This is a genomic window from Streptomyces sp. NPDC056734, from assembly GCF_042790455.1.
In the GTDB taxonomy this organism is placed as follows: domain Bacteria; phylum Actinomycetota; class Actinomycetes; order Streptomycetales; family Streptomycetaceae; genus Streptomyces.
Genome location: NZ_JBHTZD010000011.1, coordinates 214,949 through 241,718, shown reverse-complemented (window position 1 = coordinate 241,718; position 26,770 = coordinate 214,949). Strand labels below are relative to the sequence as shown.

Genomic DNA, 26,770 nt, shown 5'->3' with positions numbered 1-26,770 from the left:
GGCGGCGGCCCGGTCCGGCAGAGGACGCTTAGGGTAGGCTAACCTTCTCCGCGTGAGTACTGGTGAAGAGCGGCCGGGCCTGCGCGGCCATCAGCTGTCGGCCACCGCCGTGACGGTGGCGTACGACGGTGTCGACGTCGTGCACGACGCGGCCCTCACCCTGCGGCCCGGCCAGGTGACCGCGTTGGTGGGGCCGAACGGCAGCGGCAAGTCGACGCTGCTGCGGACCCTCGCGCGGCTGCAACGGCCGCGCCGGGCCGAGGTCGTCATCGACGGCGGCATCGACGCACTGGCCCTGTCGCCGCGCGCGTTCTCCCGTCAGGTCGCCCTGCTCACCCAGGCCCGGCCCACGCCCAGCGGGCTGACCGTGCGGGACGTGGTCGAGTTCGGCCGCTACCCCTACCGGGGCCGCTGGGGCGGCGCCGACCCGGGCGGCCGGGCCGCCGTGGACCGCGCGCTGGCGCTGACCGGGGTCGCCGAGCTGGCCGGGCGCGGGGCGGAGCATCTGTCCGGCGGCCAGCTCCAGCGGGTGTGGCTGGCCGGCTGTCTCGCGCAGGAGACCGGCGTGCTGCTGCTCGACGAGCCCACCACCTATCTCGACCTGCGCTACCAGGTGGAACTCCTGGACCTGGTGCGCGACCTGGCCGACGGGCACGGCATCGCCGTCGGGGTCGTGCTGCACGACCTCGACCAGGCGGCGGCCGTGGCCGACCGGATCGTCCTGCTGGCCGCCGGGCGGATCGTCGCCGACGGATTCCCCGAGGACGTACTGACCCCGGAGCGCCTGGGCGAGGTCTACGGCATCCGGATCGAGGTCGACACCGATCCCCTCACCGGCCGGCTGCGCACCCGCGCGATCGGCCGTCACCACACCCGAAGCGAAAGGCTCCGCACCACCTCATGAGACGACACACCCTGCTCACCGTCTGTGCCGTCGCCGCCGGGGCGCTGGCCCTGTCCGCCTGTGGCACCACCGAGCCCGCCGCCGACCCGTCCGAGTCGTCCGCCGGCGCCCTCACCCTGACCGACGCCTCCGGAGCCGAGGTCAAGCTCGACGGTCCCGCGAAGAAGGTCGTGGGCACCGAGTGGAACGTCGTCGAACACCTCGTCAGCCTGGGCGTGGACCCGGTCGGGGTGGCCGACATCGAGGGCTACGGCCTCTGGGACACCTCGGCCCCGCTGACGAACGAGCCCAAGGAGATCGGCACCCGGGGCGAGCCCAGCATGGACGCCATCGCCTCGCTGTCGCCGGACCTGATCGTCACCACCACCGACCTGCCGGACGCGGCCGTCGAGCAGCTGCGTGACGTCGCCCCGGTGCTCAAGGTGCGCTCCGCCGACTCGGCCGACCAGCTCGGCCAGCTGAACAAGAACCTGGATCTGATCGCCGAGGCGACCGGCACCACCGAGCAGGCCGAGCAGATCAAGAAGGACTTCGACGCGAAGATCGCCGAGGGCAAACAGGCCCTCGCGGACGCCGGGCTGAACGGCACCGAGATCGCCTTCGCCGACGGCTATGTCACCTCCAACCAGGTGTCCCTGCGGCCCTACACCAGCACCTCGCTGATCGGCGAGGTCAACGAACGGCTCGGGCTCAAGAACGCCTGGACCGTCGAGGGCGACGCGGACTACGGGCTGGGCGCCACGGACGTCGAGGGGCTCACCACGCTCGGCGACGACGTCCAGTTCGCCTACATAGGCAACGAGGGTGACGCGGCCAGTGACCCCTTCGCGGGCGAGCTTCAGGACGACGCGGTGTGGACATCGCTGCCGTTCGTGGAGGCCGGGGACGCGCACCGGCTGCCCGACGGCATCTGGATGTTCGGCGGCCAGCCGTCCATGTCGGCGTACGTCGACGGCGTCGTCGCCGCGCTGACGAAGTAACGCGATGGCGGTCACCGCACCCACCTCCACCGCCGACGCGGCGGCCGGGCCGTCCCGGGCGGGCGCCGCCGCGGTGACGGCCGGGCTGGTGCTGCTGGTGGCGGCCCTGGCCGTCGTCGACATCACCCAGGGCACGGCCGCCGTGGGACCGGCCGAGGTGGTCAAGGCGCTCACCGGCCGGGCCGAGGCGGGCGACGCGTCGGTCGTCATCGAGTCCCGGCTGCCGCGCATGACCGCCGGGATCCTGGTCGGGGTCGCGCTCGGCATGGCGGGCGCCGCGCTCCAGGCCGTGAGCCGCAATGTGCTCGCCGCGCCGGACACGCTCGCGGTCAACGCGGGCTCCTACGCGGCGCTCGGTCTCGCCTCCGTCACCGGTATCTCGCTGCCGCTGCTGGCGTCCTCCGGGGTCGCCTTCGCCGGCGGGCTGGCCGCGGCGGGCGTGGTGCTCGCCCTGTCGGGCCTGGGCGCCACAACCGTACGGCTGGTGCTGGCCGGTACCGCGCTCGCGCTGGGGCTCACCTCCATCACCGAGGGCATGCTGCTGCTGTTCCCGCAGGAGACCGAGGGTCTCTACCAGTGGAACCAGGGCAGCATCGCGCAGAGCGGCTTCGACGGGGTGGCGCAGATGGCGCCGCTGGTGCTGGCCGGACTGGCCGGACTGCTGCTGGCGGCCCGCCGGATGGACGCGCTGGCGCTCGGCGACGACGCGGCCGGCGGGCTCGGTGTCCCGGTCCGCGCCACCCGTATCACGGTGGTCGTGCTGGGTGTGCTGCTGTCGGCCGCCGCGGTCACGCTGGCCGGGCCCATCGGGTTCGTCGGGCTGTGCGCCCCGGCGCTGATGCGCGCGCTCGCCCGCCGGCGGCGGGGGTTGACCCGGAGCCGGGTGGGTGTGCCGGTCGCGGGGCTGATCGGCGCCGCCCTGGTGCTGGGCGCGGACGTGGTGCTGCGCGCCCTCGTCCCGGGGGACACGGCGGTGGCCGTGCCGACCGGGGTCGTCACCAGTCTCATCGGTGCCGTGTTCCTGGTCGTGATGGCGTCGCGGGCACGGGACACCGGGGGTACGGCGGCCCAGGACCGGCTGCGCATCCGCAGCCGTACGGTCTTCCTGGCCGTCACCGCCGTGCTGGTGGTGGCCCTGATCGGGGTCACCGTCGCCGCTGTTCTGCTCGGCGACAGCAAGCTGCTCCTCGGCGATGTCGTCAACTGGGCGCAGGGCCGGGCCGGGCGGACGGTGTCGTTCGTGCTGGACACCCGGGTGCCTCGGGTGCTGGCGGCGCTGGGCGCGGGCGCGGCGCTCGCGCTGGCGGGCACGCTGGTGCAGGCGGTCACCCGCAATCCGCTGGCCGAGCCGGCCGTGCTCGGTGTGTCCGGGGGTGCCGCGCTGGGCGCAGTGCTGCTGGTGACGACCGTGCCGGCCGCCGGGACCTGGGGGATCGCGGGCGCGGCCTTCGCCGGGTCGGCGGCCGCCGCGTTCGTGGTGTTCGGGCTGGCGGCGCGCGACGGCTTCCGGCAGAACCGGCTGGTGCTGGTCGGTATCGGTGTGGCGGCCGGTACGACGGCCCTGATCAGCCTGCTCATCGTGCTGACCGATCCGTTCAACGCGACGAAGGCGCTGACCTGGCTGTCGGGTTCGACGTACGGCAGGACCCTGCCGGATGTGCTGCCGATCGCCGGGGTGCTGCTGGCCGGGGTGGTGGTCGCGGTGACCCGGCGCCGGGAGCTGGACCTGGTGGCGCTGGACGAGGACACGCCCCGGCTGCTCGGGCTGAACCTGGCGCGCGGGCGGCTGGGCTTCCTGGTGCTGGGCGTGCTGCTGAGCGCCACGGCGGTGGCGGCGGCCGGCACGATCGCCTTCGTCGGCCTGGTGGCCCCGCACGCGGCCCGTGCCCTGGTGGGCCGTCAGCACAGTCGTGTGGTCCCGGTCGCGGTCCTGCTCGGCGCGGTCCTGGTCTGCGCGGCGGATCTGCTGGGCCGCACGGTCATCGCCCCCGCCCAGCTCGGGGCGGGCCTGATGACGGCGGTGATCGGGACGCCGTACTTCTTGTATCTGCTGGTGCGGAGCCGGTGAGGGGCGTGCGGGCGACCCGTGGCCGGTCCCGGACGCCGCCTGCGAGGTGCCGGGTCACCCGCCCGGCGGCCGCCTGAGTACGGTGGCCTCGCCGTCGTGAGTATCCGCGCTCAGGGCGGCGGGGTTGGGGCCGCCGAGACTGGCGGCAGGATCGTCGTCCGTCGTGGGAGGCAGTTGTGCTGAGTCGTGCCGCCGGGGTGCTGGCGCCCGTTCTGGGGCGTCTGACGGTGAGCCGTGAGGTGGTGACGGCGGTGCCGGCCGGGTCGGTCTTCGTCGCCAACCATGACTCCATGGCCGACCCGGTGGTGGTGCTGGCCGCGCTGCGGCGGCTCGGGGTGGAACCGGCGGTCATGGCGACGGCGGGGCTGTGGCGGGTGCCGGTGCTGGGCGGGGCGCTGACGCGGGAGGGGCACATACCCGTGCACCGCCGCTCGGCGCGGGCCGCCGACGCGCTGGACCTCGCGGTGGCGGCGCTGGCGGCCGGGCGGCATGTGCTGATCTACGGCGAGGGCGGTTTGCCGGAGCGCACGGACGCGGCGCCCGGCCCGCCGGAGCGGTTCCGCACCGGCCCGGCCCGGCTCGCGGCCAGGTCCGGTGCCCTGATCGTGCCGGTCGGACACGCGGGCGCCCGCCGGGTCTCCTCCGGTTCCACGGCGAAGCAACTGGCGGGGGTCGTCACGTCCCCGCTGCGGCGCCCGCACCTCCATGTCCATGTGGGCACCCCGCTGCGGCTTCCCTCGGACGCCGAGCACGCCACCCTCCTCGCACACCGGGCGGTGAGCACGGCGTGGGGGCGGGCCGTACGGGCGGTGGGCGAGCCGGTGTGACGCACAGGACGGTGCGGCCTCTCTCGCCGGGTGGCGTGGAGGGGGGCGGCGGGCCGGGGCGTGCCTACTCCGTCGGCGGGCGGCTGCCGGGGGCCATGTGCCGGGGCGGTCACGGGGTCGTGGAGCGCCGGGGAATCGGTCCGGACGGTCGTCCTGCGGGTGTTGAGGTCGATCGGCAGCACCATGTTGTCCTCGCTGCCGTCGTAGCGGTGATCGGTGGCGTGCTCGGTGGCGCCGAACGCGTCGAGCAGCCCCGGCAGGCACGACGGGGCCCGGCAGGCACGACGGGGCCTGGTGCGTCACGCGGCAGGCTCCGTCCCGGCATGGCGGAAGTCGGCGCGCGGGAGCGCGGCGGCGCGAGGACCACCACCGCGCCCGGCCACATGGTCAACGGCAGTGGCTGCCCGGCCCGGCGGGAGCGCGGCAGGCTCGGCGGCAGGCCCCGCCGGGACCGGCGCGAGCCCGGCCGACGAGTGGCGCAGCCTCCGCCCCGCCCGGTGGAAGCCCGGCGGCCGCCACCGACCCGGGGCCCGACGGAGGACTCAGCAGCAGTGGCCGTCGCCCGGCGCGGCCGGGGTCTCCGTCCGGCAGAAGCAGGACGCGGCGATCGGTACATCGGCCAGGGCCGTGGCGAACTTCAGCTGTGGTGCGACGACCGCGGCTTCCGCCGTACGCCCGAGCCGTACCAGGCACTCGTGGAACCCGTGCAGGGACCAGACATTGCCGGGGTGGCGGCAGGCACGCGGGAGGGTGTCGTCGAGGCCCAGGTCCGCGCGGTAGACGGCCTCGGCCTCGGCGACCCGTCCCTGTTCCAGGAGCAGGGCGCCATAGGCGTGCCGGGGCGGCTGCATCCAGCCCCAGGGCTCGTCGTACGGCAGGGTGTCGGACAGCTCGACCGACCGCTCCAGCGCGGCGAAGGCGGCGTCGAAGTCGCCCTTGCGGTACTCCAGTTCGCCGTCCAGCATGGCCGCGGCGATGGCGAGGATGTCGGCGCACGTGTTGTTGAACAGGATGCGCGTCTCCTGGACCCGGCCCACCGCCTCGCGGAACCGTTCGCGTTCCGTCTCGGCCTCGGCGACCCGCCCGGTCGCGGAGAGGGCGACCCCACGGCCGTAGCGCAGCATCGCGGTGGTCGTGCTGTACAGCTCCGGGTCGGCGGGGAGCGGCAGTTCGAGGAGGTCGGACCAGCGGCCGAACCGGATCAGCGCGTGCACGCGCATGGCCAGGAACCCCTCCAGCCAGTCGGCCATGGGCGGGCTCTGCACCCGTAGCAACTCCTCCGGTACGGCGTCCTCCAGTTGCCCGGCCGCCGCCAGGGCCACCTCCGACCGGCCGAGGAACATCGCCCCGTAGATCTTGAAGTGGATGTTGTGGCAGCGGTAGAGGGTGTAGAAGTTCATCGCGCCGGAGTGGGCGACGGTCTTCGCGTCGACGGCGATCGCGGCATCGTTGTCCGACACGACGCGCCGGTAGTCCCCGCACAGCACCTCCAGGTGCGAGGGCATGTGCGCGAGATGCCCGGCGTCGGGGACCAGTCCGCGCAGCCGGTCGGCGACGGTCAGCGCGCTCTCCGGGTCCGGGGACATCTCCATGAGGTGGATGTAGAGATGCACGATTCCGGGGTGGTCGCGTCCGCCGGGGGCGGCGAGCGCCGCGTCGAGGACGGCCTTCGCCTCGACCGTACGGGCGCCGGCGGCGGGCTCGCCGGTGCGCAGGTCCCACAGCTGCCAGGGGGTGAGGTTCATCAGCGCGTCCGCGTAGAGGGTGGCGACGTCGAGGTCGCCGGGGGCGCTCTCATGGGCGGCGCGCATGCGCTCGGCGTACGGCGCGTTCCACACCGCGCAGTCCTCGACGGGGGCCGCCTGCGGATAGCGGGCCCGCAGCGCCTCGATCAGCGCCCGCTCGGCCGGGGTGACACCGGCCGCCGCCCGCTCGTGCGCCCGCTCGACGGCCGCGTGGGTGCGCTCGACGGTACGGGCGAGGTCCCGCTCGTCGAAGAACTCCCAGGGTTTGTTGTAGTTGGGGCCGAGCGCGTAGGCGACTCCCCAGTGGGCCATGGCGCAGCCGGGGTCGGCCTCGGCGGCCCGCTCGAAACAGCGGACGGCTTCCTCGTGGTGGAAGGCGTACGTCCACACCAGGCCGCGGTCGAACCAGCGCTGGGCCTTCGGGGAGGTGGTGGTCACGGGACGGGTGTGGGTGCCGAGATCGAAGTCGTACCTGTCCTCGTCCTCGTACTCGTACTCGTACTCGCCGGAAGCTGTCTCGTCCCGTGCCTGGCCGTTCATGGGTACCTCCCGAGCCGTGCGCCGCGCCGGACCGGTGACCGGCTCTCGCGGGCACCCAGGGTAGACGTGATCTCCCGCATACGGTGAGGAATCACCCCGGCCCGACCCGCGCGGCCTCGGCTGAGCCCCGCCCCCCCTGGTCACCACGTCGAGGGGGGTAACCCCCTGCCCTTGGCCAACCGGACCCGCTCAGCGAAGTACCAAGGGAGGTACTTAGAGGTGAAGCACCCGCTGGGTCAGTTCCCGGTACTGCCTCAGCGCGATCCGGAACTCGGCGGACGACGCCTCAGGGTTCTGTTCCTCCCAGGCCGCGCGGAGGACCCGCCTGCGTTCCGCCAGGGCGGCGACGAGATGGGCGGTGGCCTCGTCGTACGCGCTCTCGGCCTCCTCCAGCGCCTGGAGCGGGCTCTCGTCGAAGGTGTTGAGGGCGTGGCCGAGGCGGACGGCGGTCTTGTCGCGCTCGGCGGCCGGAATCAGCGGCTCCGGGCCTCGGCCACGGCGCTCGGCGGTGCGGCGGGACTGGTCCGCGGGCTGCTGGGCGCGAGTCTGGTCGTACATCGTCATGTGCCGCTTTCGTTGCGATGGCGGTCACCTTGATGATCATCAGGATGACCCTGCTGGACCCTGCTCCGGGCTTTCGCGGTCACTGTGCGCACTGTGCGGGAGAACCCGGCCCTCTCGACCACCTGCCGCTCGGCATGCGGGATGGGCCGGCCCGCGGTGTCGTGCTGCCAGTCAACGTCCGGCGGGGGTTCATGTCAAAGGCGACGCATCCCGGGAGCGGCGCGGTTCTCGCGGCGATCTCCCTGCCGGGCGTCTCCCGTGCTCAGAGCCGCCGCACCCGTCGGCCCTCGGCCGTGCTCCCGGTGAGCGCGGCCAGAAGATCCGCGGCCTCCGTGCGGCAGGCGTCGGCCTTCGCCGTCTCTCCGGTGCTCGCGTGCAGGCCGGCCAGCGCGCGCAGCGTGTACGCCTGCCACTGGCGGTCGCCGAGCCTGCGGAAGGCGGTGAGGCTGTCCTCGTAGTACGTCACGGCGTCCTGGGGGTGGCCCATGTTCTGGTGGCCGCAGCCGACGTCCACCACGGTCCCCCGCGCTCCGGCCCAGCTGCGGGCCAGCGCCAGTGTCGCTTCCTCCACGTCGTCGGGGGGTTCGCTGTACGCCCGGTGGATCGCGCGCCGGGTCCGTAACGCCCCCAGATCCGCGTACTCGTGCCCGATGAGGTCCAACCGATCCGCCCCCGCCGCCGACCCGCACACCCCGTACCCGTACCCCGTAACTGGGGCTCCGCACCCTGCGCGGTGGGGCGTCCGTTTCTCGCTAGAGGTCGAGTTGGTACCTCAGGGTCGTGTGCGTGGGGACGTAGCCGAGGCTGTCGTTGATGCGTTTCATGGGGGTGTTGCGGGCGGCGGTGTCGGTGAGGAGGCCGCCGAGGTGGGGATGGCGGCCGTGGGCTCGTCTGATCGACTCGGCCTTCATCCAGAGGCCGAGACCGTGTCCGCGGTGCTCGGGCAGGACGCCGGTGCCGTAGTGCTGGGCGTCGCCCGTGCCGTCGCCGGGGACGACGAGTTCGGTGAACCCGGCGATCGAGTCGTCGGCGGTGTCGACGGCGACGACCGTGTGCAGGTGGTCGCCGCGGTCCTCGACAGCCTTCGCGGCGGCCCGGACCCGGTCCACGTCCCAGGTCACGGTGGCGTGGTCGGCGTCGTCCATGGGCATGTCGTCCATGGCACGGCGTGCGGCGGCGAAGGTCCGGGCGAGGCCGTCGGGGACAGTTCCCTGCCAGGAGGCCAGCCGGTAGCCCGGATGCGGACGCGCGATGATCTCGCCGAGGGCGGTGGAGTCGATGTCCGTCAGGGGCAGGCGGGTGTGCGTCAGGGTGAGGACCTTGCGGAAGCCGTGCGCGGGCAGGAAGTGATCGCCGGGCGATCCGGCCTCCGCCCCTGCGGCGACACGGCGTCTGCCGTTGTCCCGGGCGGCGGTCAGGACGGTGTCCAGGAGCCGCGAACCGACGCGCCTGCGTCGCTCCACGGGGTGGACGTGGAGCGTCAGTTCGGCGAGGTGCGCCTGTGCGGGGTCGGTGAACAGACGGAGGAAGGCCGTCCCGACCGGTACGGAATCGGCGTCACATGCCAGCCAGGCGAGGCGTCTGCTGTGCGGGCCGTGGGCGGGGTCGGTGAGTGGGGTGATGCGCAGGGACAAGGTGTCTCCGTCGGTCAAGTGGGCGCCGGTCAGCGGGCGTGCAGCAGGTTCTCTGTGTAGGCGGCCAGGCGGGTGGCTGTTCTCGGGTCGAGGGTTTTCAGGGTCCGGTCCACCGGGCGGCCCCGGTCGATCGCGGTCAGCGGGTCCGCGGGCGGCTGGTCGATCCACTGGACGACCGGCCGGACCGCGTCGGCCACCGGGCGGGCGAAGAGCGTCGCGAGCAGTTTGATCGAGCCTCGGATCACCGGGTTCGGGTGGCCGTCGGTGCCGCTGCGGGTGAAGCCGGGGTGGTAGAGGACGTAGCGGGCCCTGCTGCCGGACCGGGCGGCGAACCGGACGCCCAGCAGGTCGTTCGCCCGCCCCGCCTGGAGTTGGGCGCGGACCTGGTGGTAGCGGCGAGTCAGCTGGGGGTCCTCCCAGTGGATCCGGCCCGCCGTGTTTCCGACGCCGGCGACGTTGATGATCACGGGATCGGAGCCGGCGTCGAGGAGGGGGCTCAGCCGGTGACTGAGCAGATAGCGGCTCAGGTAGTACAGCGCGAAGGTGGACTCCAGTCCCTCTACAGTCTCCGTGCGTCTCGGGCTCACCCGGTTGGCGAACAGGGCGAGCGCGTCGAGGGTGTCGTACTGCTCGCCGATGCGGGCGATCACGCGCTCGGTCTCGGCGATGGAGGACAGATCCGCCCGGAGGAACCGCAGGTTCGGGTCCGCGGCCCGGTCGAGCAGCGCACGGCCCTTGGCCTCGCTGCTGCCGATCACGGTGACGCGGTCGCCCCTGGCCAGCCGTTCCAGGGCGGTCAGGCGGCATCAGCGAGGCGCGGGCGCGGCACGGCGGCGGGTAGCCGGTAGCCGGTCCTGAGCAGGTCGTCGGACCTGGCTGTCGGTGATCAGGCGGTCAGCGGGGCCGCCCCGCCTCACCTGGTCCGCCGCGGACGAGTCAGCGGGGCCGTCGCTTCACCTGGTCCGCCGCGGACGGCGGGGCGACGGCCTCGTACCGGTGGCTCGGAGCGGTGGCCGCCGCGTGGCCGGCGCCGCGGCCCTCGGCTCGGGCGACGATCAGACCGGCGCTCACCCGGATCGCGGTTTGGGTGAAGTCGTCGGCCGGGTCCGGGCCGATGGCCGCCGCGAGTGTGCCGTCGTCGTCGAACACGACGCGTGGCCGGGGCAGTTCCCCGGTCGCGAAGACCCGGCGCAGACAGCCGACGAGATCGGCGACGCGGAGTCGGGCCAGTCGGCCGAGTTCAGCGGGGTCGCCCGTCACGACGACGAGGGTCACCTTGTCGTCCGGGCGGGCCGAGCGCAGTGCCTCGTCGGCCGCGGACAGACGGCGTACTCCCAGGACGACCACCACGCCGTCGTCGCCGAGGTCGACCGGGCGGCCGTCGATCTCGTCGCGCAGGCCGTCGGGGGCCTGCCACTCGTCCTGCGTCGGCCGTGCGGGGGCGACGAAGGGCAGGTGGGGCGGGACCGCGTCGTCTAGGGGGGCGAGGTCGGCCAGGTGTTCGGCGGCACGGGCCAGGTCGAACGGGTCGCCGGCCCCGGGGGCGTTCTCGGCGAGACTCGCCGCGCCGTGCAGGAGGGTGAGCGCCAGCCCCGCCAGGCGTACCGTCCGGGTGCGCGGCGGGGTGTGCGGTTCGAGGGCGAGGGCGAGCAGGAGGGCTTCGAAGCGGACGAGTTCGGCCAGGGCCGCCCGGGTCGGCTCGGTGTCGAGCACTCCGGACAGTGAGCGCAGTTGAAGATGCCCGCTCCCCGGGGTGTCGCCCGCGAGGGGCAGTCGTTCGAGCCAGACCCGGGCGAACGCGCCGAGTGCCCGGGCCACGGAGTCGGGGGATCGCGCCGGAGGCTCGGCGGCGGCGCGGGCCCGCTCGGCGAGGTCGGCGAGCACGGCGAGGTAGAGCGCGCGCTTGCCGGTGAAGTTGGAGTAGACCGCTCCTCTGGTCAGTTCGGCCCGCTCGGCGATCCGGTCGATCTTGGCCTCGCCGTAGCCGTGCTCGGCGAACTCCCGCCGGGCCGCGACCAGGACCGCCGCGCGGGTCCGTTCCTGCTGCTGGGCCCGGGTCAGCCTCACCATCGTGTTCCCTTCCGGTCCTGTTCCGTTCCGGTCCTGTTCCGGTCCTGGCGTGTCATGATACCGAGAGCATCCGAATGACAGCATCATCCGAGTGATGGAAACATGGGGATCACTCCATAGGGAGCCAGACATGAACAGGCCCGATACCCGCACGGTGGACACCAACCTTCTCGTGCTGCACGCCCTGCGCTGCGTCGGCGCCTCCGGCTTCGGCCGGCTGAGCCTGGTCACGGGGCTGGACGAGTCCGCCGTCGAGTCCGAGGTGCTCGATCTCGAAGCCGTCGGGCTCGTCAGGCGGGTGCCCGGCGCCATGTCCGGCTGGTGGCTGACGGACGCCGGTCGGGCCGCGGACGCCGAGCGGATCACCGCCGAACTGGAGGCGGCCGGTGCGCGCGGCGCGGTGGGGGCGGCCTACGACCGGTTCCTCGTCCTCAACCCGGAACTGCTCGACCTCTGCACGGCCTGGCAGCTCCGGTCCGTCGACGGCAGCACGGTCGCCAACGACCACGGCGATCCCGGCTACGACTCCCGGGTCCTGGACCGCTTCGCCGATCTCGACCGGCGCGCGGCGACCGTCCGGGCCGAACTGGCCGCGGTGCTGCCCCGGTTCGGCCGCTACGGCGTCCGTCTCACCGATGCCCTCGATCGCGCCGCCTCCGGCGAGCTGGAGTACGTGACCGACAGCCTCGCGTCGTACCACACCGTCTGGGCGGAGCTGCACGAGGACCTGCTCGCCACCCTCGGGTTGCGGCGATGACCTGGATTCGCGCGCTCGGTGCCCAGGTCGAGGAGACGGCGGAAATCCTGGGTGGCAAGGCGCACGGCCTCGTCCTGCTGCACCGGCTCGGCCTGCGGGTGCCGCCCGGATTCGTCGTCACCACCGGGGCCTGCCGTGCCTTTCTGCGGGCCGGACGCCTCCCCGAGGGACTGGACACCGAGCTGACCGCCGCCGTCGCCGGTCTCGAACGCTCCACCGGGCGGGTCTTCGGCGGGCCCCGCACACCACTGGCGGTGTCCGTCCGTTCCGGAGCCGGGGTGTCGATGCCCGGCATGATGAGCACGATCCTCAACCTCGGCCTCACCACCGGGGCCACCGCGGGGCTGGCCGAGGAGACGGGTGACCGGGCCTTCGCCGAGGACGCGCGGCGGCGCTTCCTGTCGAGTTTCACGTCCGCCGTCACCGGCGCAGGGACGGCCGATGAGCCGGGCGGCGGCGGCACGGGATGCGCTCGTCCCGTCCCGGACGACCCGAACCGGCAGCTGGAGCAGGCCGTCCGGGCCGTCTTCTCCTCCTGGAACACCCCCCGCGCACAGACCTACCGCACGGTGCACGGCCTCCCGCACGACCGGGGCACCGCCGTGATCGTCCAGGCGATGGTGTTCGGGAACCGCGACGATCACAGCGGCAGCGGGGTCGCGTTCAGCCGCGATCCCAACACCGGCGAGAAGATCCCCTTCGGTGAGGTCCTCTTCCGGCGCCAGGGCGACGATGTCGTCTCCGGGCGGTCGACGACCCGGCCGCTGCGCGCACTCGCCGCACGGGAACCGGCCGTGTGGACCGCGCTGCTCGACGCGCTGACGCGGATCGAGGGGCATTACCGCGACGCCTGCTACGTCGAGTTCACGTACGAGGCGGGTGAGCTGTGGATCCTCCAGGTCCGGCCCGGCCGGTTCGTCGGCGGTGCCGCGATCCGCGTCGCCACCGAACTCGCCGACGAGCGGGTCATCGGGCGTCACGAAGCGCTGCTCAGGGTCTCGCCGCGGCAGCTGCGACACGCCCGCACCCCACGCATCGCGTCCGGCGAGGAGGCCGATGTCCTCGCCCGGGGGATCGGTGCCTGTCCCGGCGTGGCGGTCGGCCGGGTGGCGACCTCCGCGGACACGGCGGTACGGATGGCCCGGGACTCGCCCGTCATCCTCGTACGCCCGGAGACCTCCCCGGACGACATGCACGGTCTTGCCGCCGCCGCGGGAATCGTCACCGCCCGTGGCGGCCCGGCCAGCCATGCCGCGGTCGTCGCGCGCGCCATGGGAAAGCCCGCGGTGGTGGGCGTCGCCGGCCTGACCTTCGGCATCGACGGCGGCGACGGCTCGGTGAGATGCGACGGGCGCGGCATCGGCGACGGCACGCTCATCACCCTCGACGGAACCAGTGGCGAGGTCGCGCTGGGCCGTCCCCGCGTTGTCACCGACGCGGCCGGTGAGCACCTCCGCCGGCTGCTCGCATGGGCCGACGATGTCTCGGGCGACCACCGTGAACGCGATGAATCCCGGCGCCTGGAGGCGGCCCACGCCGTGCTGCGCCCTACACCGGCTCACCCCAACCCCACCGTGCCCTGATGGCGAGCGGCAGCCGGAACTGATCATGACGGCGGTGCGGCGCGGGATGCTTCTCGCTCAGGTGGCAGAACCGCGCGTCCGTGCCCCGCGCCGTGCGGGGCACGGACTCCCGTGCGGGTGGGAAAGGGTCAGCGGCGGGCCGCCGTCGCACTGATCGTGAAGGTGGTGGGTGAGTCGTTCTTCGTGGCGCTCTGTCCGGGACGGAGGTTGGTGATGGTGGTGCCGGTGAACGTGCCGGTGCCGGTCACCCCGGTAGTGACCCAGATGCCATGGGCGGCCGGGCCGTCGATGGTGTTGTTCGTGAGCGTCACATTCACGTTCTTACGGTCGATGTAGAGGCCGGACCGCAGCGCGCCGCGCAGCACATTGTCCTTGAGCGTCACATTCGTGTACGCGTTCGGGAACTGCGAGGTGGTGGAGGGCGAGCTGATGCGCACCCCGTGGCGGGTGCCGTTCCAGCCGCCTCCGCCGTTCAGGACGTTGCCGGTGACGGTGGCCGACTCCAGCGGGTGGCCGCTGTCGCCGAAGACACCGATGTCCAGCGCGCTGTTCGAGGACACACTGTTGACCAGGTTGTTGGTCATCTGGATGTTGCGGCCGCCCGCGATGCGCAGCCCGTTCGCCCACCACGTCGCGACGGCCGTGTTGCCGATCACCTTGGCGTCGCTGAGCTGCCCGTTGGTACCGGACGCTCCGGCGTCCGCGTAGACCGCGAAGGAGTCGTCGCCGGTGCCGCGGGCGAAGTTGTTCTGCACCGTGATGTTGTAGCCCAGCTTGTCCGGGTTGGGGGTGTTGCTGTTGTTGATGTTGTAGCCGTCGCCGTAGGTGTCGGCGGTGCGGCTGTCCCGGATGACTCCGTTGCTGCCGGACAGCCAGTTGGCGTCGGTGTGCCGGGTCCACAGCCGCTCCACGAGCCAGCCGCCCGCACCCGAGGCGTTGATGCCGTAGTCCGCGCCGCCTGCGCCGCCGATCCCGCGCCACACGGCGTTCGTGTCGATCTGGAGATCACTCAGCTTCGTACCGGAGCCGACCAGGACCTGCGAGCGCTGCGTCGCGGGCAGCGGCACCTTGCGGTACAGGGTCGAGTGCCACATGCCCGCGCCGCGCACGGTCACCCCGGTGAAGTCCAGCGGCTTGCTTCCCACGAGGCTGTTGGTGAGGTACTTGCCCGACGGGATCCACACCGTCTTGCCCTGCGTACGGGCGGCGTTGACGGTGTTCTGGATGGCCACGGTGGAGTCGGTCGTGAAGCCGGGGTCGGCGCCGTAGTCGACCACCGACAGGGAGTTCGCCGGGCGGGCGACGGCCGCGCCGACCTGCTCCAGGTCGATCGAGTCGACCGCGTAGAAGGCGGCCGTGTTCGCGGCGTCCTTCTTCAGCGTGATGGTGGCGTTGGCGGGGATCGCCGCGCCGGTGACCCGGACCGGGAACTCGTTGTAGAAGTGGTACGCCTCGCCGCCCGCGTTCGGGTCGTCCGGGTTGGTGGTGGCGTTGCGGTAGTTCCATGCCTGCTTCGAGCTGAGGGTGATCGCCTGCCGGAAGCTGCCGTTCACATACAGGTTGAGGGTCGCGTCGAGACCGCCACCGCCCGCGGTGTCCGGGATCGCCGCCCTGACCACCAGCGAGTTGGCGCTCTTGCCCGAGCTGTTCTTGACCGATATCGCGTGCCCGGTCGCCTTCAGCTCGGCCAGCGCGTAGCCGGATGCCTCGCTTTCGAGGGTGGCCTTCGTCGGTGCCGGGTCGCCCGGCTTGATCGACCGGACCAGCGCGCCCCCGGCCAGGGTGCCGCCCTCCGCCTCGACGGTGGTGAACGGTGTGGTGGCTCCGGCCTGTGCGGCCACCGCCCGGCTGCTCGCCTCGGCGGGGACCGCGGCCTGCGCTTCGTTCTCGGGCAGGACGGTCAGGACTCCGCCGCCGAGCATTGCCGCTCCGGCGAGCCAGACGGACAGTCGCTTCGTCGTGCCTTGCCTGACTGTTGTGCCTTGCCTGACTGTTGTGCCTTGCCTGGCTGTCGTGCCTTGCACAGCTGTCTTGCGTTGCATGGCATGCCTCTCAAGGTGAAAGGTGCGTGGACTGGACGTGGTGCGGTGGCGACGGCGGAGGTGAGCCGCCGCCCGTGCGGAAAGCGGAGCGGGATCACTCCGCTCCTCGGTTCCTCCGCTCGGCTCACGCCGAGACACAACCGGTCGCCGGTGTCGCGGCCGGGGCGAGGTGTGTGAGGGGTGCGGGGCGTGCGTCGTACGGGTGCGATCAGCACGCCGCGCCGGGGTGGGGCCATGTCCTCGGGTCGAGGACAGCTCGTGTCGGCCGAGGGGCAGTTGGGGGCGTACTAGGGCCGCCCGGGGATGGCGCGGCGACCGCCCAAGGGCCCTTCAGGCCCAGGTGGTCCGGGCAGGACCCCGCCTCAGCCGAGCAGCAGCGACCTCGGCTGGACGGACAGGACTTGGTCGAGGACCAGGGAGGCGGCGCCGATCGCGGCGACGTTCTCGCCGAGGGTGGTGGAGGCGACGACGGTCGGATGGGTCGCCTTGACGAAGGGCGAGCGGGCCACCATCGCCTCGATCGGCGGGAACATGTGCTCGCCGAGCACCTGCCACGCCGGTCCGCCGAAGACGATCGTGTCGACGTCGAGCAAGGTCGCCGCCGCGCAGACGCCCCGGCCGACCCTGAGGGCGAGGCGCTCGATGATGCCGCCCGCCCGCCGGTCCCCCTCGGCGGCCAGTTCGGCCAGCCGCCGCAGACCGCGCTGGGCGTCCGCCGGATCGACCACGGAGAACTCGGCACCGAGGACACCCAGCGCGATGGCCTCGTCCACCAGGGTGTGGATCGAACAGGCCGCGCCCAGCCCGCCGACCTCACCCGCGTTGCCGGACACCCCGCGCAGCACGGTGTCCTCCACCACGAGCCCCATGCCGGAACCGGTGCCGAGGTAGAAGAAGAGCAGGTTGCGGCTGTCGCGGGCGGCGCCCGCCCAGCGCTCGGCGACCACGGCCGCGGTGACGTCCTTGTCGAGCAGCGCCGGGAAGCCGGTCGCCTCACTGAGCCGGTCGCGCAGCGGGTAGCGCCCCCACCCATGCAGCTCCGGCGGGTCCACGACCGACCCCGCCGCGGCGTCGATCGGGCCCGGCGCGGCGATACCGAGGCCGAGGACCCGGTCCGCGTCGATGCCCGCCTCCGTCAGCAGCTCGGCCACCGAGGCGGCCATGTCGGCGACCGTGCCGTCGGTGTCGCCGCCGCTCGGGGTGCGCCGGCTGCGCTGGGCCACGACCGTGCCGAGCAGGTCCACCAGGATGCAGGTGATGACGGCCGGGTCCAGGTGGATGCCCACGGCGTAGCGAGCCGCCGGGACGATCTCCAGGAGGGTGCGCGGTTTTCCGGTGCCGGTGCTGTGCTTGCCGGACTCCCGGGCCACGCCCTGGTCGAGGAGGCGGCGGGTGATGTTGGAGACGGTCTGGGCGGACAGCCCGGTGGCCTTGGCCAGCTCCACCCTGCTCAGGCCCGAGGTGTGACGCCGTATGGCGTCGAGTACGACGGACTCGTTGAAGTCAGCCATGCGCGGCAGATTGGTGCCACGCCGGACGGCGGGCTTCGCGGTGCTCTCCGCCGTACCGGAGCCGGCCGCCTTGCCGGTGCGCGCCACTTTGCCGGTGCTCGCCACTTTGCCCGTGCTCGCCGCCTTGCCGGCACTCGTCGCCCCACCGGCGCTGTCGGCTCCACCGGCGCTGTCCGCCAGGCCGGCGCGCTCCGCCGTACCGGCTGCCGCCGCCTTACCGGCGCGCGCCGCCTTACCGGCTCTCTCCGTCTTGCTGGTCACCAGGTCCCTCCGGCTGCCCATCGCAGGAATCGTACACACAGAGAACGCACAGGCCAGGCGGGTGTACGCGGCTCGCCCGCCCGGCCGTGCGGCGGATCAAGTGCTCTCGTCCGCGCCCGCCGGTCGCAGGCGCAGGGTGCGGATCTGGAAGGGCCGCAGCCGCAGGTCGACGGCGTCCCCGGTGCGCGGCAGCTCCCGCTCGGGCCGCTCCAGGAGGTCACAGTCACTCACGGCGGCGAGCGGGAAGCCCGCGGTCAGTCGCGCCGACGCGGCGCCCCCGAACGCCTCGTACAGCCGCACCACCACATCGCCGCTGCGGTCGTCGGCGAGCTTGACCGACTCGACCACCACGTCGGTGGTGTCGAGGCCGATCAGCGCCTCGGCCCGCGCGGGCGCGGGGCGCAGTGGCAGGTTCAGGGCGTAGCCGCCGGCCACGGCCTCCTCGATGCCGGCGCCCGCGAGCAGGGCGTACGTGAATTGGTGCCGGCCTCGGTCGGCGTCGGGGTCCGGGCTGTGCGGGGCGCGCAGCAGGGAGAGCCGGACCGTGGTGGTGGTGCCCCCGTCGGAGTCGCGGGTGTCACGGCGCACATCGTGGCCGTACGTCGAGTCGTTGAGGAGGGCCGCGCCCCAGCGCCGCTCGCCCACATGCACCCAGCGGTGCGCCCACAGTTCGAAGCGGGCCGCGTCCCAGCTGGTGTTCTCGTGCGTGGGCCGCTGGACATGGCCGAACTGGATCTCGGCGCTCTCCCGCTCGGCGTGCACGTCCAGCGGCCAGGCGGCCTTGAGGACGGTGTCACGCTCCTGCCAGTCGATGTCGCCCCGGACGGTGACCTGCCGGCTCTCGGCGGCCAGCTCGACGTACTGGACGAACCGCGAGGCCCCGTGGACCCGCTCGACCCGGACCGAGGCGAGCAGCGGCCCTTCGTCCACGAGGGTCACCGACTCGGCCCGGTCGAGATCGCGGACCACGTCCCGGTAGTACGTGTCGATGTTCCACGCCGACCACAGGTTGGGGTCGTCGGGGTGGAGCTGGAGGAGGTTGCCCGCAGAGCCGGGGGCGATGGCCTCGCGCCGCGCCGCGTGGTCGTACACGGAGGTGATCAGTCCGCGCCGGTCCACCTCGACGGTCACGACGCCGTTGCCGAGGACGAAGCCGCCGTCCTTGGCGGTGGCGGAGACGGGCTGCGCGGGGGCGTCCACCGCACCGCCCGAGGCCAGCGCGTCCACCTCGGCGAGCACCGCGGTGCGCCCGTCGGACAGCGGCTGCCCGGCCGGGAACGGCTGTCCGCCGGTCGTCGGTTCCCCGGCGATGACGGCGACCTCGCGGCGGGCGTAGGGGCCGGCGTTGAGGAACGCGGGGCCGCCGGGCAGGTGCCCGGCCGCGTCCGCGATCAGCGTCTCCAGCTCCGCGCGGATCTCCGCGTACTCGCGCTCGGCCTGCTGATGAACCCAGGCGATGGAGGAGCCCGGCAGGATGTCGTGGAACTGGTTGAGCAGCACCCGCTGCCACAGCGACGCGAGGTGCTCGTACGGGTAGGGCGCCCCGGCCCGCAGCGCGGCGGTGGCCGCCCACAGCTCGGCCTCGCGCAACAGGGCCTCGCTGCGGCGGTTGCCGCGCTTGGTGCGGGCCTGACTGGTGTACGTACCGCGATGGTTCTCCAGGTACAACTCGCCGCGCCACACCGGCAGTTGGTCGCGTTCGGCGCGGGCCGCCGTGAAGAACGCGTCGGGGGATTCGATGACGACCTTGGGTGAGCCTTCGAGGTCGCGCAGGCGGCGGGCCTTCTCCAGCATGGAGCGGCTGGGGCCGCCACCGCCGTCGCCGTAGCCGAACGGCACCAGGGAGCGGGTGGCCACGCCCTTGTCGGTGAAGGTGGTCTCCGCGTGGGCGAGTTCCGCGCCGGTGAGCGCGGCGGTGTAGCTGTCGACGGGCGGGAAGTGGGTGAAGATGCGGGTGCCGTCGATGCCTTCCCAGTCGAAGGTGTGGTGCGGCAGCTTGTTGGTCTCGTTCCAGGAGAGTTTCTGGGTGAGGAACCAGCTGGCACCTGCCAGCCGGGCCAGCTGCGGATACGCGGCGGTGTAGCCGAAGGAGTCGGGGAGCCAGACGCCGTGCTGCTCGATGCCGAACTCCTCGGCGAAGAAGCGCCTGCCGTACACCAGCTGGCGGGCGAGGGCCTCGCCGCCCGGCAGGTTGCCGTCGGCCTCGACCCACATGCCGCCGACCGGGGCCCAGGTGCCGTCCTCGGCGGCCTTCTTCATCCGCGCGAAGATCTCCGGGCGCCGCTCCTTGATCCACGCGTACTGCTGGGCCGAGGAGCAGGCGAAGACCAGCTCGGGGTACTCCTGGGCGAGGGTGGTCATATTGGTGAAGGTGCGGGCGCACTTGCGGACGGTCTCGCGTACGGGCCACAGCCACGCGGAGTCGATGTGCGCGTGGCCGACCGCGGCGAGGGTGTGCGCGGAGGCGTGCGCGGGCCGGGACAGCACGTCGGACAGGCGCTCGCGGGCCGCCGCCGCGGTGTCCGCGACGCGGGTCGGGTCGATGGCGTCGGCGGCGCGGCGCAGGGCGTGCAGGATCTCGTGGCGGCGTGAGGAGCCGATGGGCAGCTCGTGCATCAGCTCGTCGAGCACCTCGATGTCGTGGATGAGGTGCCAGACGGCGTCCTCGCGCACGGCGATCTCGGCCTGTTCGAGGCGGTAGATGTGCGCGTCGCCGGAGGTCTCCAGGGAGCCGTGGTGCAGATGCAGGCCCGCGCTGCCGACGATGGGCGGGTTGGCGGCCAGTTCGATCAGCAGGTCGATCCGGTCGCCGCCGGTGGCGTGCTCGGTGAGCAGCACCGTGCGGTTGTAGGGGTGCAGGCCCTGGAGCGGGGCGCCCTCGGCGTCGTGGACCAGGCCCTCGGCCTGGCCGCCGGGTCCCTTGGTGAGGTCGAAGCCGAGGTCGAAGACGGCCTCGACGCGCCGGCCCGTCCAGTCCTCGGGGAGGTCGGCCCGCGCCCGCAGCCAGGTGGTGGCCCAGGGGCGGCCCCAGGTGGAGCCGAGGGTGAAGGGTTCGTAGTCGGCGGCCAGCGCGTCCGCGACCGGGACCGGTTCGCCGTCCACGAACCAGGCGCTCAGCGTGAAGGGCCGTGCGGCGCTGTAGAGGGCGGGACGGATCACCCGGTCGAGGAGTTTGCGGATCCGGTCCTCGATGATCCGGCGGTCGTCATGCACGGCGGAAGTCCTTCCAGGGGTCGTACGAGGGGTCGGGCGCGGGCAGCCGGATGGTGTCGCGGGCCCCGTCCGGCCAGGTCACCTCCGCGCACAGGTCGGTGTCCTGGGCACGGGTGGCGACCTCGGGCAGGGCGGCGGGGTCGGTGCCGCCCAGATGGATCAGGGCGATGTGCAGGGTGCCGGGGGTCGCGGGCCCGTCGGTCGTGACGACGGGTGTCGCCGACGCGGCCCCCATCGCGTTGCTGTCGATGCCGGACACGACGGAGGCGTGGGGGAGGTGATGCGTCCCGATGATGACGGAGACGGGTCCGGCTTCGGCCGCGACCCGGGCGGTGGCGGGGTGGAGGGCTCTGTCCCCGGCATTCCCGTCCCGGGCATCCCTGTCCCCGGCGTTCCCGTCCCCGGCATTCCCGTCCGGGGCATCCCTGTCCCCGGGACGCCCGTCCTCGGCGTTCCCGCCACCGGCAGACCCGTCCCCGGCATTCCCGCCACCGGCACGCCCGTCCCCGGCAATCCCACCACCAGCATCCCCCAGCCCGGGAGCCCCTCCCCCGCCGGCCCTCGCCCCGGCAGCCCTCGCCCCCGGGGCGACCGCCCCGGTGTCGGCCGCCCCGGTCGCGACCGCCCACCCCCCGATCCGCAGCACCTGCCCGTCCGTGCTGCCCGGCGCCGGGTCGACCCGCACGGCGCGTACCTCGATCGTGCCGCGGAGTGCGGAGCCGACCGTGATCCAGGGGCCCAGTGTGTACGGGGTGTCGGGGCCGCCGAAGGGGTCCCAGGTGGCGTCGGCGGGCCAGTGGGCGCGGCTGCGTGAGACGGCGGTGGTGTCGCCGAAGGAGACGCGGGTCGCCGGGCGCCGGTGCGAGGCGCGTCCGGCCGCGTCGAGCAGCACCACCGCGCTGTCCAGCGGGTCGGCGTCCGCGCAGGACCCCGTACCGGCGGTGGGGTCGCCCGGGGTCTCGGGCGCGGTGTGCGTCGAGTAGGCGAACCGCGCGTAGCAGGGGTCGTCGGCGTGCGGCCGGATCGGGTCGGCGTGGTCGCCGCCGTGGTTCACGACCCGGACGATCCCGTCGGCCGAGGTGCCCGAGACCAGCCAGCCGGGTGCCGCCAGCGCCCGCCCGAAGTCGCCCTGTTCGACGGCGAGGGGGGTTTCCGGGCTGGTCCACACGGGGTGGTCCGGCGGGAGTGCGAGCCCGATGAAGCCCTTGCTGGCCCAGTACGGGGACGCCGGTCCCGAGTACACCTGGAGCACACCCCGGTACGGCCGGTGCCAGCCGAGGGTGAGCAGGCCGTTCTCGTCGGTGGCGCCGTGCCGCGTGAAGTGGTCCAGCATGCGGGTGGCGAGCGCGCGGGTCTCGCCGGGCGCGAGCGGCGTGGCCTCGAACAGGGCGCCGGTCCACAGCGAGGCGAGGGCCGCGTGCCGGTAGGTGAGCGAGCGGCCCTGCACCAGCGGTGAGCCGTTCGCGCCCACCAGGAGACGCTGGTCGGCGAGGAACCGGGTGAGCCGGGCCCGGTAGCGGTCGAGCAGCCCGGCGGGCGTGGCGTCCCCGAGGATGCGGCAGAACCACAGCGGGTACAGGTGCATGGCCCAGCCGTTGTAGTGGTCGAAGTTGCGCGGTTCCCCGCCGGTGAGCCCGTCGGAGTACCAGCCGTCGCCCGCGTACCAGCCGTCGGTGAGGCCGATCGTGCGGTCCAGGTCCTGCTGGTGCCACTGACCGCCCACGGTGCGGGCGAAGGCCTCCGTGATGCCCTGGAACCAGATCCAATTGTTGCCGGGCATCAGATTGCCGGTCATCGGGGCCAGCCAGTCCAGGATCCGCTGTCTGACCTTGTCGTCGAGCCGGTCCCAGATCCATGGCCGGGTCTCGTGCAGCGCGAGCGCGATGGACGCGGCCTCCACCTTGGCCTGGTTGCACTCGGCGAAGACCGGCCAGCGCTCGGGGTGCGCCGGGTCGGTGCCGGTGGCGAGACCGGCGGCGTACCAGCCGGCCAGGCCGTGCGGATCGGCGCCGCGCGCCCCCGCCAGCCGGAAGGCGGCCAGCAGGAACGTACGGGCGAAGCCCTCCAGGCCGTCGCTGAGCACACCGTTGGCGCTCGGCACTCCGGGCAGATGGATCAGGGAGTGCCCATCGGTGGCGTACGGCCGTACGGCGAGCAGCATCCGGTCCGCGGTCCGCTCCCAGTGGGCGCGGTCCTCGGCGGGGGTGCGGGTCATGGCGTGCGGGTCTCCCTCGTCATGAGGTGCGGGCTTCACTTGTCATCACGGTCAGGTCTTCCTCGTTATCGGCTACGGCCCTTCCGGTCATCAGCTACGGGCTTCCCGGTCATGAGGTACGGGCTTCCCGGTCATCAGCTACGGGCTCCCTCGTCACGGGGTACGGGCTTCCCCCGTCACGGCGTACGGACTTCCCGGGGTCATGAGGTACAGGCTCCCTGATCATGCGCTCCGCGCCTCCCACGCCTGCTCGTACTCGGCGCGGATCTGGTCGCCGGCCTCCTTGCGCCAGGTGTTCATCGCGTCGTCCCAGTCACTCACCGGGCGGCGGCCCTGCATGATGCCCTTGCGGATGTCGTCCAGGCCGGTCTGGAGCAGGCCCGACTTCCTTGCGTTGGTCGGCGAGTACAGCGCCTCGGCCGGGTTGGGCCGCCGCTGTCCGATCGCCTGCTTCTGGAAGGCGTACTGCCGGCTCACGATCTCCGGCTTGGCCGGGTAGTAGAGCGTGAAGGGCGCGTCGGTGGCGAAGATCGTCGGCAGGGTGACTTCGGCGCCGCCCTGGGCGGTGAGGATCGGGTCGGTGCCCCGCAGGGTGTGGTCCGGTCCCTGGACGCCGTACTTGCGCAGCAGATAGCCGTCGGTGCCGAACGGGGTGGCCAGGGCGTCGAGAGCGCGCAGGATCTGCTGGATGCGCGCCTTGGGCGCCTTCTTGAGGATGAGCGTGGCGTAGCTGGACTGGCCCTGCCACTGCACCCCCGGGCCGCCGTCCCAGCCCGGCGCCATCATGTAGCCGATCTCCATGTCCTTCGCGTTGGGGCCGTAGACGGTGTAGTAGTCGTTCCAGGCGACCGGGCCGTCGGGGTTCATGACGGTATGTCCGGTGCCGAACCACTCCTTGGCCTTGCCGATCACCGTGTAGGTGTCCGGGTGCATGAGCCCGGCCTTGGTGAGCGAGCGCACCGCGTCCAGGGCCTGCTTGGCCTCCTCGGTCTCGTGGTACCAGGTGAAGCGGCCGTTCTCCTCGCCCCACTTGTTCGGGGCGCCCAGGGACTGCATCGCGAACTCCCAGGCGGTGACGCTCTCGCCGAGCGCGTACCGGTTCGCCTTGGGGTCGGTGACGTCCTTGCAGAGCTGCTCGAACTCGCGCCAGCTGGTCGGGTTCGGGTCGACGCCGAGTTGCTTGAGCAGGTCGAGACGGACGAAGTTGGGGCCGCCGGACAGCGGCCGGGGCATCGGGACGGAGTAGATCCCGCCGTTGAGGACGGTCATGCCCCAGGAGGCGGTGGGGATGTTGGCGAGGTGCGGGTAGTCACGTACGGCGTCGCCGGACAGATACGGGGTGAGGTCCTCGAAGAGGGTGCTCAGCATGTCAGGGGAGGCCGCGGCGTTCGAGTTCGGCGGCAGCATCAGCATGGCGTCGGGCAGATCGCCGCCCGCGATGGTGACCGCGAACTTGCTGGGGTAGTCGGCGACGGGGGTGATCTGGAAGTTGAGGTCGCAGCCGACGTACTGGTTCAGGGCCTGCCACATGGTGTTACGGTCCACGGGCGGCGGCACCGGGTTGAAGATGAGGTTCATGATGTCGATCGGGTCGCCCTTGGCGGGCGGTCCGTCGGGGAAGGCCCGGACGGGGTCCTTCGGGTAGTTCAGATAGCCGGGGGCCACGCCGTCCGCGGTCGCGGGCATGGAGGTCTCGACGCCCTGGTACGGGAGGTACGTGGGCAGCGGCACCTGGGCGTTGGCCGCGGCGGTCGACACCGGGCGGTGGTCACCGCAGGCGGAGAGCGTCAGGCCCGCCGCGACACCGGCGGCCGAGGCGAGGAAGCCGCGGCGGCTGAGTTTGTTCGTCACCGTGTTGATCACCGTGTTCATCCCTTCACCGCTCCGACCATCACGCCCTTGTTCATGTGCCGCTGGAGGAACGGGTAGATCAGCACGATGGGCACGATCGAGAGCATCAGAATCGCCGCTTGCAGGGACTGCACGGGGGGTATGGCGGCACCGGCCGCCACATCCACCTGACCACCACTGAGCTGCGCGTTGTTGACGACATAGGTCCGCAGCACCATCTGCATGGGCCATTTGGCGGTGTCGTTCATGTAGAGCATCGCGTTGAAGAAGGCGTTCCAGTACGTCACCGCGTAGAACAGGCCGATGACGGCGACCGACGCCTTCGACAGGGGCAGCACGATCCGCAGCAGGATCTTCAGTTCGGAGGCGCCGTCGATCCGGGCGGCGTCGATGAGTTCCTGCGGCAGCCCCATGAAGAACGACCGCAGCACGATCACATTGAAGGCGTTGATCACGCCGGGCAGGATCAGTGACCAGTAGCTGTTGATCAGGCCGAGTTGCTTGACCATGAGGTAGCTGGGGATGACGCCGGGCACGAACAGCATGGACATCAGCAGCAGCATCAGGACCGGCTGGTGCCCGAAGGACCCGGGCCGGCTGAGCCCGTAGGCCAGGAAGATGGAGCAGACGAGGCTGAGCGCGGTGCCGACGACGGTGACCCCGACACTGACCAGCATGGCCTGGGAGACCAGGCCACCGGAGAGCAGCGCCGAGTAGGAGTCGAAGGTGATGTCGTCGGGCCACAGGACGTATCCGCCGGCCTCGGTGACCTGAGCCGAGCCGGCGACCGATGTCGAGATGATCGCGAGGAAGGGCAGCACGACCAGGATCACGCAGACCAGCAGGATCACGGACTTCAGCGCCCGCCACGGCAGCGCGCCGGGGGTCTCGCCGGGTATCGCGCTGTAGTGGCGCTGGGGCCGCTTCCCCTGCTGGGGAGGCTTCGGCTTGCGGCGCACCGGGTGCGCCGGATCGAGCGTGGTCACTTGCGGTACACACCTTCCTCGCCGAAGAAGTGGGCGATCTTGTTGGCGCCCAGGACGAGCACGACTCCCACGAGGCCCTTCACCAGGCCGACCGCGGCGCTGACGCCCCACTGCCCGCCGATGACACCGTTGTTGTAGACATAGGTGTCCAGGACCTCGCTGTTCTCCAGGCCGACGCCCTGCTGTTGCAGCACGATCTGCTCGAAGCCCACGGACAGCGCGTCGCCCAGGCGCAGGATGAGCAGCAGGATGACCAGGCCGCGCAGGGCGGGCAGGGTGACATGCCAGGTCTGCCGCCGGCGGCTGGCGCCGTCCATGGCGGCGGCCTCGTAGAGGTTGTGGTCGACGCGGGACAGCGCGGCGAGGAAGAGGATGGTGCCCCAGCCGGTGTCCTTCCAGATCACCTGGGAGGTCAGCAGGGTCTTGAACAGTTCGGGGTCGCCGATGATGCTCCAGGTGCCCATGTCCTGGGCCTGGAGGAACAGGTTGAGCATGCCGGCGTTGCCCAGCATCTGCTGGAACAGGGCGACGATGACCACCCAGGACAGGAAGTGCGGCAGGTACAGGACGTTCTGGACCCACTTCTTGATCCGCTCGCTGACCAAACTGTTGAGCGTCAGGGCGAGGAGGATCGGCGCGGGGAACACGAACACGACCTGGATCAGGGTCAGCTGGAGGGTGTTCGACAGGGCCCGCAGGAACCCTTCGTCACCGTTGAAGATGACGGAGAAGTTCTCGAATCCGCTCCAGGGGCTGTGCAGGATGCCGATGTAGGGCTGGTAGTCCTGGAACGCGATCACATTGCCGAGCAGCGGCACATAGTGGAACAGCAGCAGGACGGCGAGGCCCGGGAGCACGAACCTGAACAGGGCGAGATCCCGGCGGCGGTGCGGCTTCGGTCGGCGCAGGCGGCCCCTGTCCGGCCGCCGGCCCTTCTCGGCCACGTCCGTGGCCGGTGGTTGCAGAGTTGTCATGTGGTACGGCCTTTCGAGAGACGGGCACCTTCGGCCGATCCCTGG

General features: G+C 72.4%; 19 protein-coding genes. 6 read left to right on the top strand and 13 right to left on the bottom strand.

Annotated features, from left to right (window positions below; genetic code table 11):
* Window positions 1-52 precede the first annotated feature (52 nt).
* The 4 genes from ACFRFC_RS19090 to ACFRFC_RS19075 all read left to right on the top strand — a co-directional run bounded on the left by ACFRFC_RS19090 (window position 53) and on the right by ACFRFC_RS19075 (window position 4,779).
* Window positions 53-904, top strand: a complete 852-nt coding sequence (locus ACFRFC_RS19090) for an ABC transporter ATP-binding protein (RefSeq protein WP_382688310.1) — start codon at window positions 53-55, stop codon at window positions 902-904.
* On the top strand, window positions 901-1,884 hold the full coding sequence (locus ACFRFC_RS19085) for an ABC transporter substrate-binding protein (RefSeq protein WP_382688307.1): 984 nt from the start codon (window positions 901-903) through the stop codon (window positions 1,882-1,884). Before ACFRFC_RS19090 ends, ACFRFC_RS19085 begins: the two co-directional genes overlap by 4 nt.
* A gap of 4 nt (window positions 1,885-1,888) precedes the next feature.
* Window positions 1,889-3,952 carry an iron ABC transporter permease gene (locus ACFRFC_RS19080; RefSeq protein WP_382688304.1) on the top strand — a complete coding sequence of 688 codons (2,064 nt, stop codon included), beginning with the start codon at window positions 1,889-1,891 and terminating at the stop codon, window positions 3,950-3,952.
* Window positions 3,953-4,128: 176 nt separating this feature from the next.
* Window positions 4,129-4,779 carry a lysophospholipid acyltransferase family protein gene (locus tag ACFRFC_RS19075; protein ID WP_382688301.1) on the top strand — a complete coding sequence of 217 codons (651 nt, stop codon included), beginning with the start codon at window positions 4,129-4,131 and terminating at the stop codon, window positions 4,777-4,779.
* A gap of 542 nt (window positions 4,780-5,321) precedes the next feature.
* Here the strand turns inward: ACFRFC_RS19075 and ACFRFC_RS19070 are convergent.
* The 6 genes from ACFRFC_RS19070 to ACFRFC_RS19045 all read right to left on the bottom strand — a co-directional run bounded on the left by ACFRFC_RS19070 (window position 5,322) and on the right by ACFRFC_RS19045 (window position 11,332).
* The gene (locus tag ACFRFC_RS19070; protein ID WP_382688300.1) at window positions 5,322-7,064 is read right to left on the bottom strand and encodes a hypothetical protein; all 1,743 of its coding nucleotides are present in this window, start codon (window positions 7,062-7,064) and stop codon (window positions 5,322-5,324) included.
* A gap of 213 nt (window positions 7,065-7,277) precedes the next feature.
* Window positions 7,278-7,622, bottom strand: coding sequence for a hypothetical protein (locus ACFRFC_RS19065; protein ID WP_382688377.1), 345 nt, complete (start codon window positions 7,620-7,622; stop codon window positions 7,278-7,280).
* A gap of 268 nt (window positions 7,623-7,890) precedes the next feature.
* Window positions 7,891-8,289, bottom strand: coding sequence for a hypothetical protein (locus tag ACFRFC_RS19060; RefSeq protein WP_382688298.1), 399 nt, complete (start codon window positions 8,287-8,289; stop codon window positions 7,891-7,893).
* 91 nt (window positions 8,290-8,380) lie between these two features.
* Window positions 8,381-9,262, bottom strand: a complete 882-nt coding sequence (locus ACFRFC_RS19055) for a GNAT family N-acetyltransferase (protein WP_382688295.1) — start codon at window positions 9,260-9,262, stop codon at window positions 8,381-8,383.
* Window positions 9,263-9,291: 29 nt separating this feature from the next.
* Window positions 9,292-10,053, bottom strand: a complete 762-nt coding sequence (locus ACFRFC_RS19050; RefSeq protein WP_382688375.1) for an SDR family NAD(P)-dependent oxidoreductase — start codon at window positions 10,051-10,053, stop codon at window positions 9,292-9,294.
* A gap of 145 nt (window positions 10,054-10,198) precedes the next feature.
* Window positions 10,199-11,332, bottom strand: a complete 1,134-nt coding sequence (locus tag ACFRFC_RS19045; protein ID WP_382688292.1) for a TetR/AcrR family transcriptional regulator — start codon at window positions 11,330-11,332, stop codon at window positions 10,199-10,201.
* A gap of 130 nt (window positions 11,333-11,462) precedes the next feature.
* On the opposite strand from ACFRFC_RS19045, the gene ACFRFC_RS19040 reads away from it, so the two are divergent.
* Together ACFRFC_RS19040 and ACFRFC_RS19035 are read left to right on the top strand one after the other, a co-directional pair.
* A complete protein-coding gene (locus ACFRFC_RS19040) occupies window positions 11,463-12,089 on the top strand; it encodes a transcriptional regulator (protein ID WP_382688289.1) in 627 nt (208 codons plus the stop codon).
* Window positions 12,086-13,672, top strand: coding sequence for a pyruvate, phosphate dikinase (locus tag ACFRFC_RS19035; RefSeq protein ID WP_382688287.1), 1,587 nt, complete (start codon window positions 12,086-12,088; stop codon window positions 13,670-13,672). Before ACFRFC_RS19040 ends, ACFRFC_RS19035 begins: the two co-directional genes overlap by 4 nt.
* A gap of 128 nt (window positions 13,673-13,800) precedes the next feature.
* Here ACFRFC_RS19035 and ACFRFC_RS19030 read toward each other — a convergent pair whose 3' ends face one another.
* The 7 genes from ACFRFC_RS19030 to ACFRFC_RS19000 form a co-directional block, all read right to left on the bottom strand.
* Window positions 13,801-15,594: a glycosyl hydrolase family 28-related protein gene (locus ACFRFC_RS19030; RefSeq protein WP_382688284.1), complete on the bottom strand. Its 1,794-nt coding sequence runs from the start codon at window positions 15,592-15,594 to the stop codon at window positions 13,801-13,803.
* 482 nt (window positions 15,595-16,076) lie between these two features.
* A complete protein-coding gene (locus ACFRFC_RS19025) occupies window positions 16,077-17,225 on the bottom strand; it encodes an ROK family protein (protein WP_382688372.1) in 1,149 nt (382 codons plus the stop codon).
* Between the two features lie 357 nt (window positions 17,226-17,582).
* A complete protein-coding gene (locus ACFRFC_RS19020) occupies window positions 17,583-20,699 on the bottom strand; it encodes an alpha-mannosidase (RefSeq protein WP_382688281.1) in 3,117 nt (1,038 codons plus the stop codon).
* Window positions 20,692-22,914, bottom strand: coding sequence for a DUF2264 domain-containing protein (locus ACFRFC_RS19015; protein WP_382688279.1), 2,223 nt, complete (start codon window positions 22,912-22,914; stop codon window positions 20,692-20,694). Before ACFRFC_RS19015 ends, ACFRFC_RS19020 begins: the two co-directional genes overlap by 8 nt.
* Before the next feature lie 222 nt (window positions 22,915-23,136).
* Window positions 23,137-24,786, bottom strand: coding sequence for an extracellular solute-binding protein (locus ACFRFC_RS19010; protein ID WP_382688277.1), 1,650 nt, complete (start codon window positions 24,784-24,786; stop codon window positions 23,137-23,139).
* A complete protein-coding gene (locus ACFRFC_RS19005) occupies window positions 24,783-25,751 on the bottom strand; it encodes a carbohydrate ABC transporter permease (protein ID WP_382688274.1) in 969 nt (322 codons plus the stop codon). Before ACFRFC_RS19005 ends, ACFRFC_RS19010 begins: the two co-directional genes overlap by 4 nt.
* Window positions 25,748-26,725 carry an ABC transporter permease gene (locus ACFRFC_RS19000; protein WP_382688272.1) on the bottom strand — a complete coding sequence of 326 codons (978 nt, stop codon included), beginning with the start codon at window positions 26,723-26,725 and terminating at the stop codon, window positions 25,748-25,750. Before ACFRFC_RS19000 ends, ACFRFC_RS19005 begins: the two co-directional genes overlap by 4 nt.
* Window positions 26,726-26,770 lie beyond the last annotated feature (45 nt).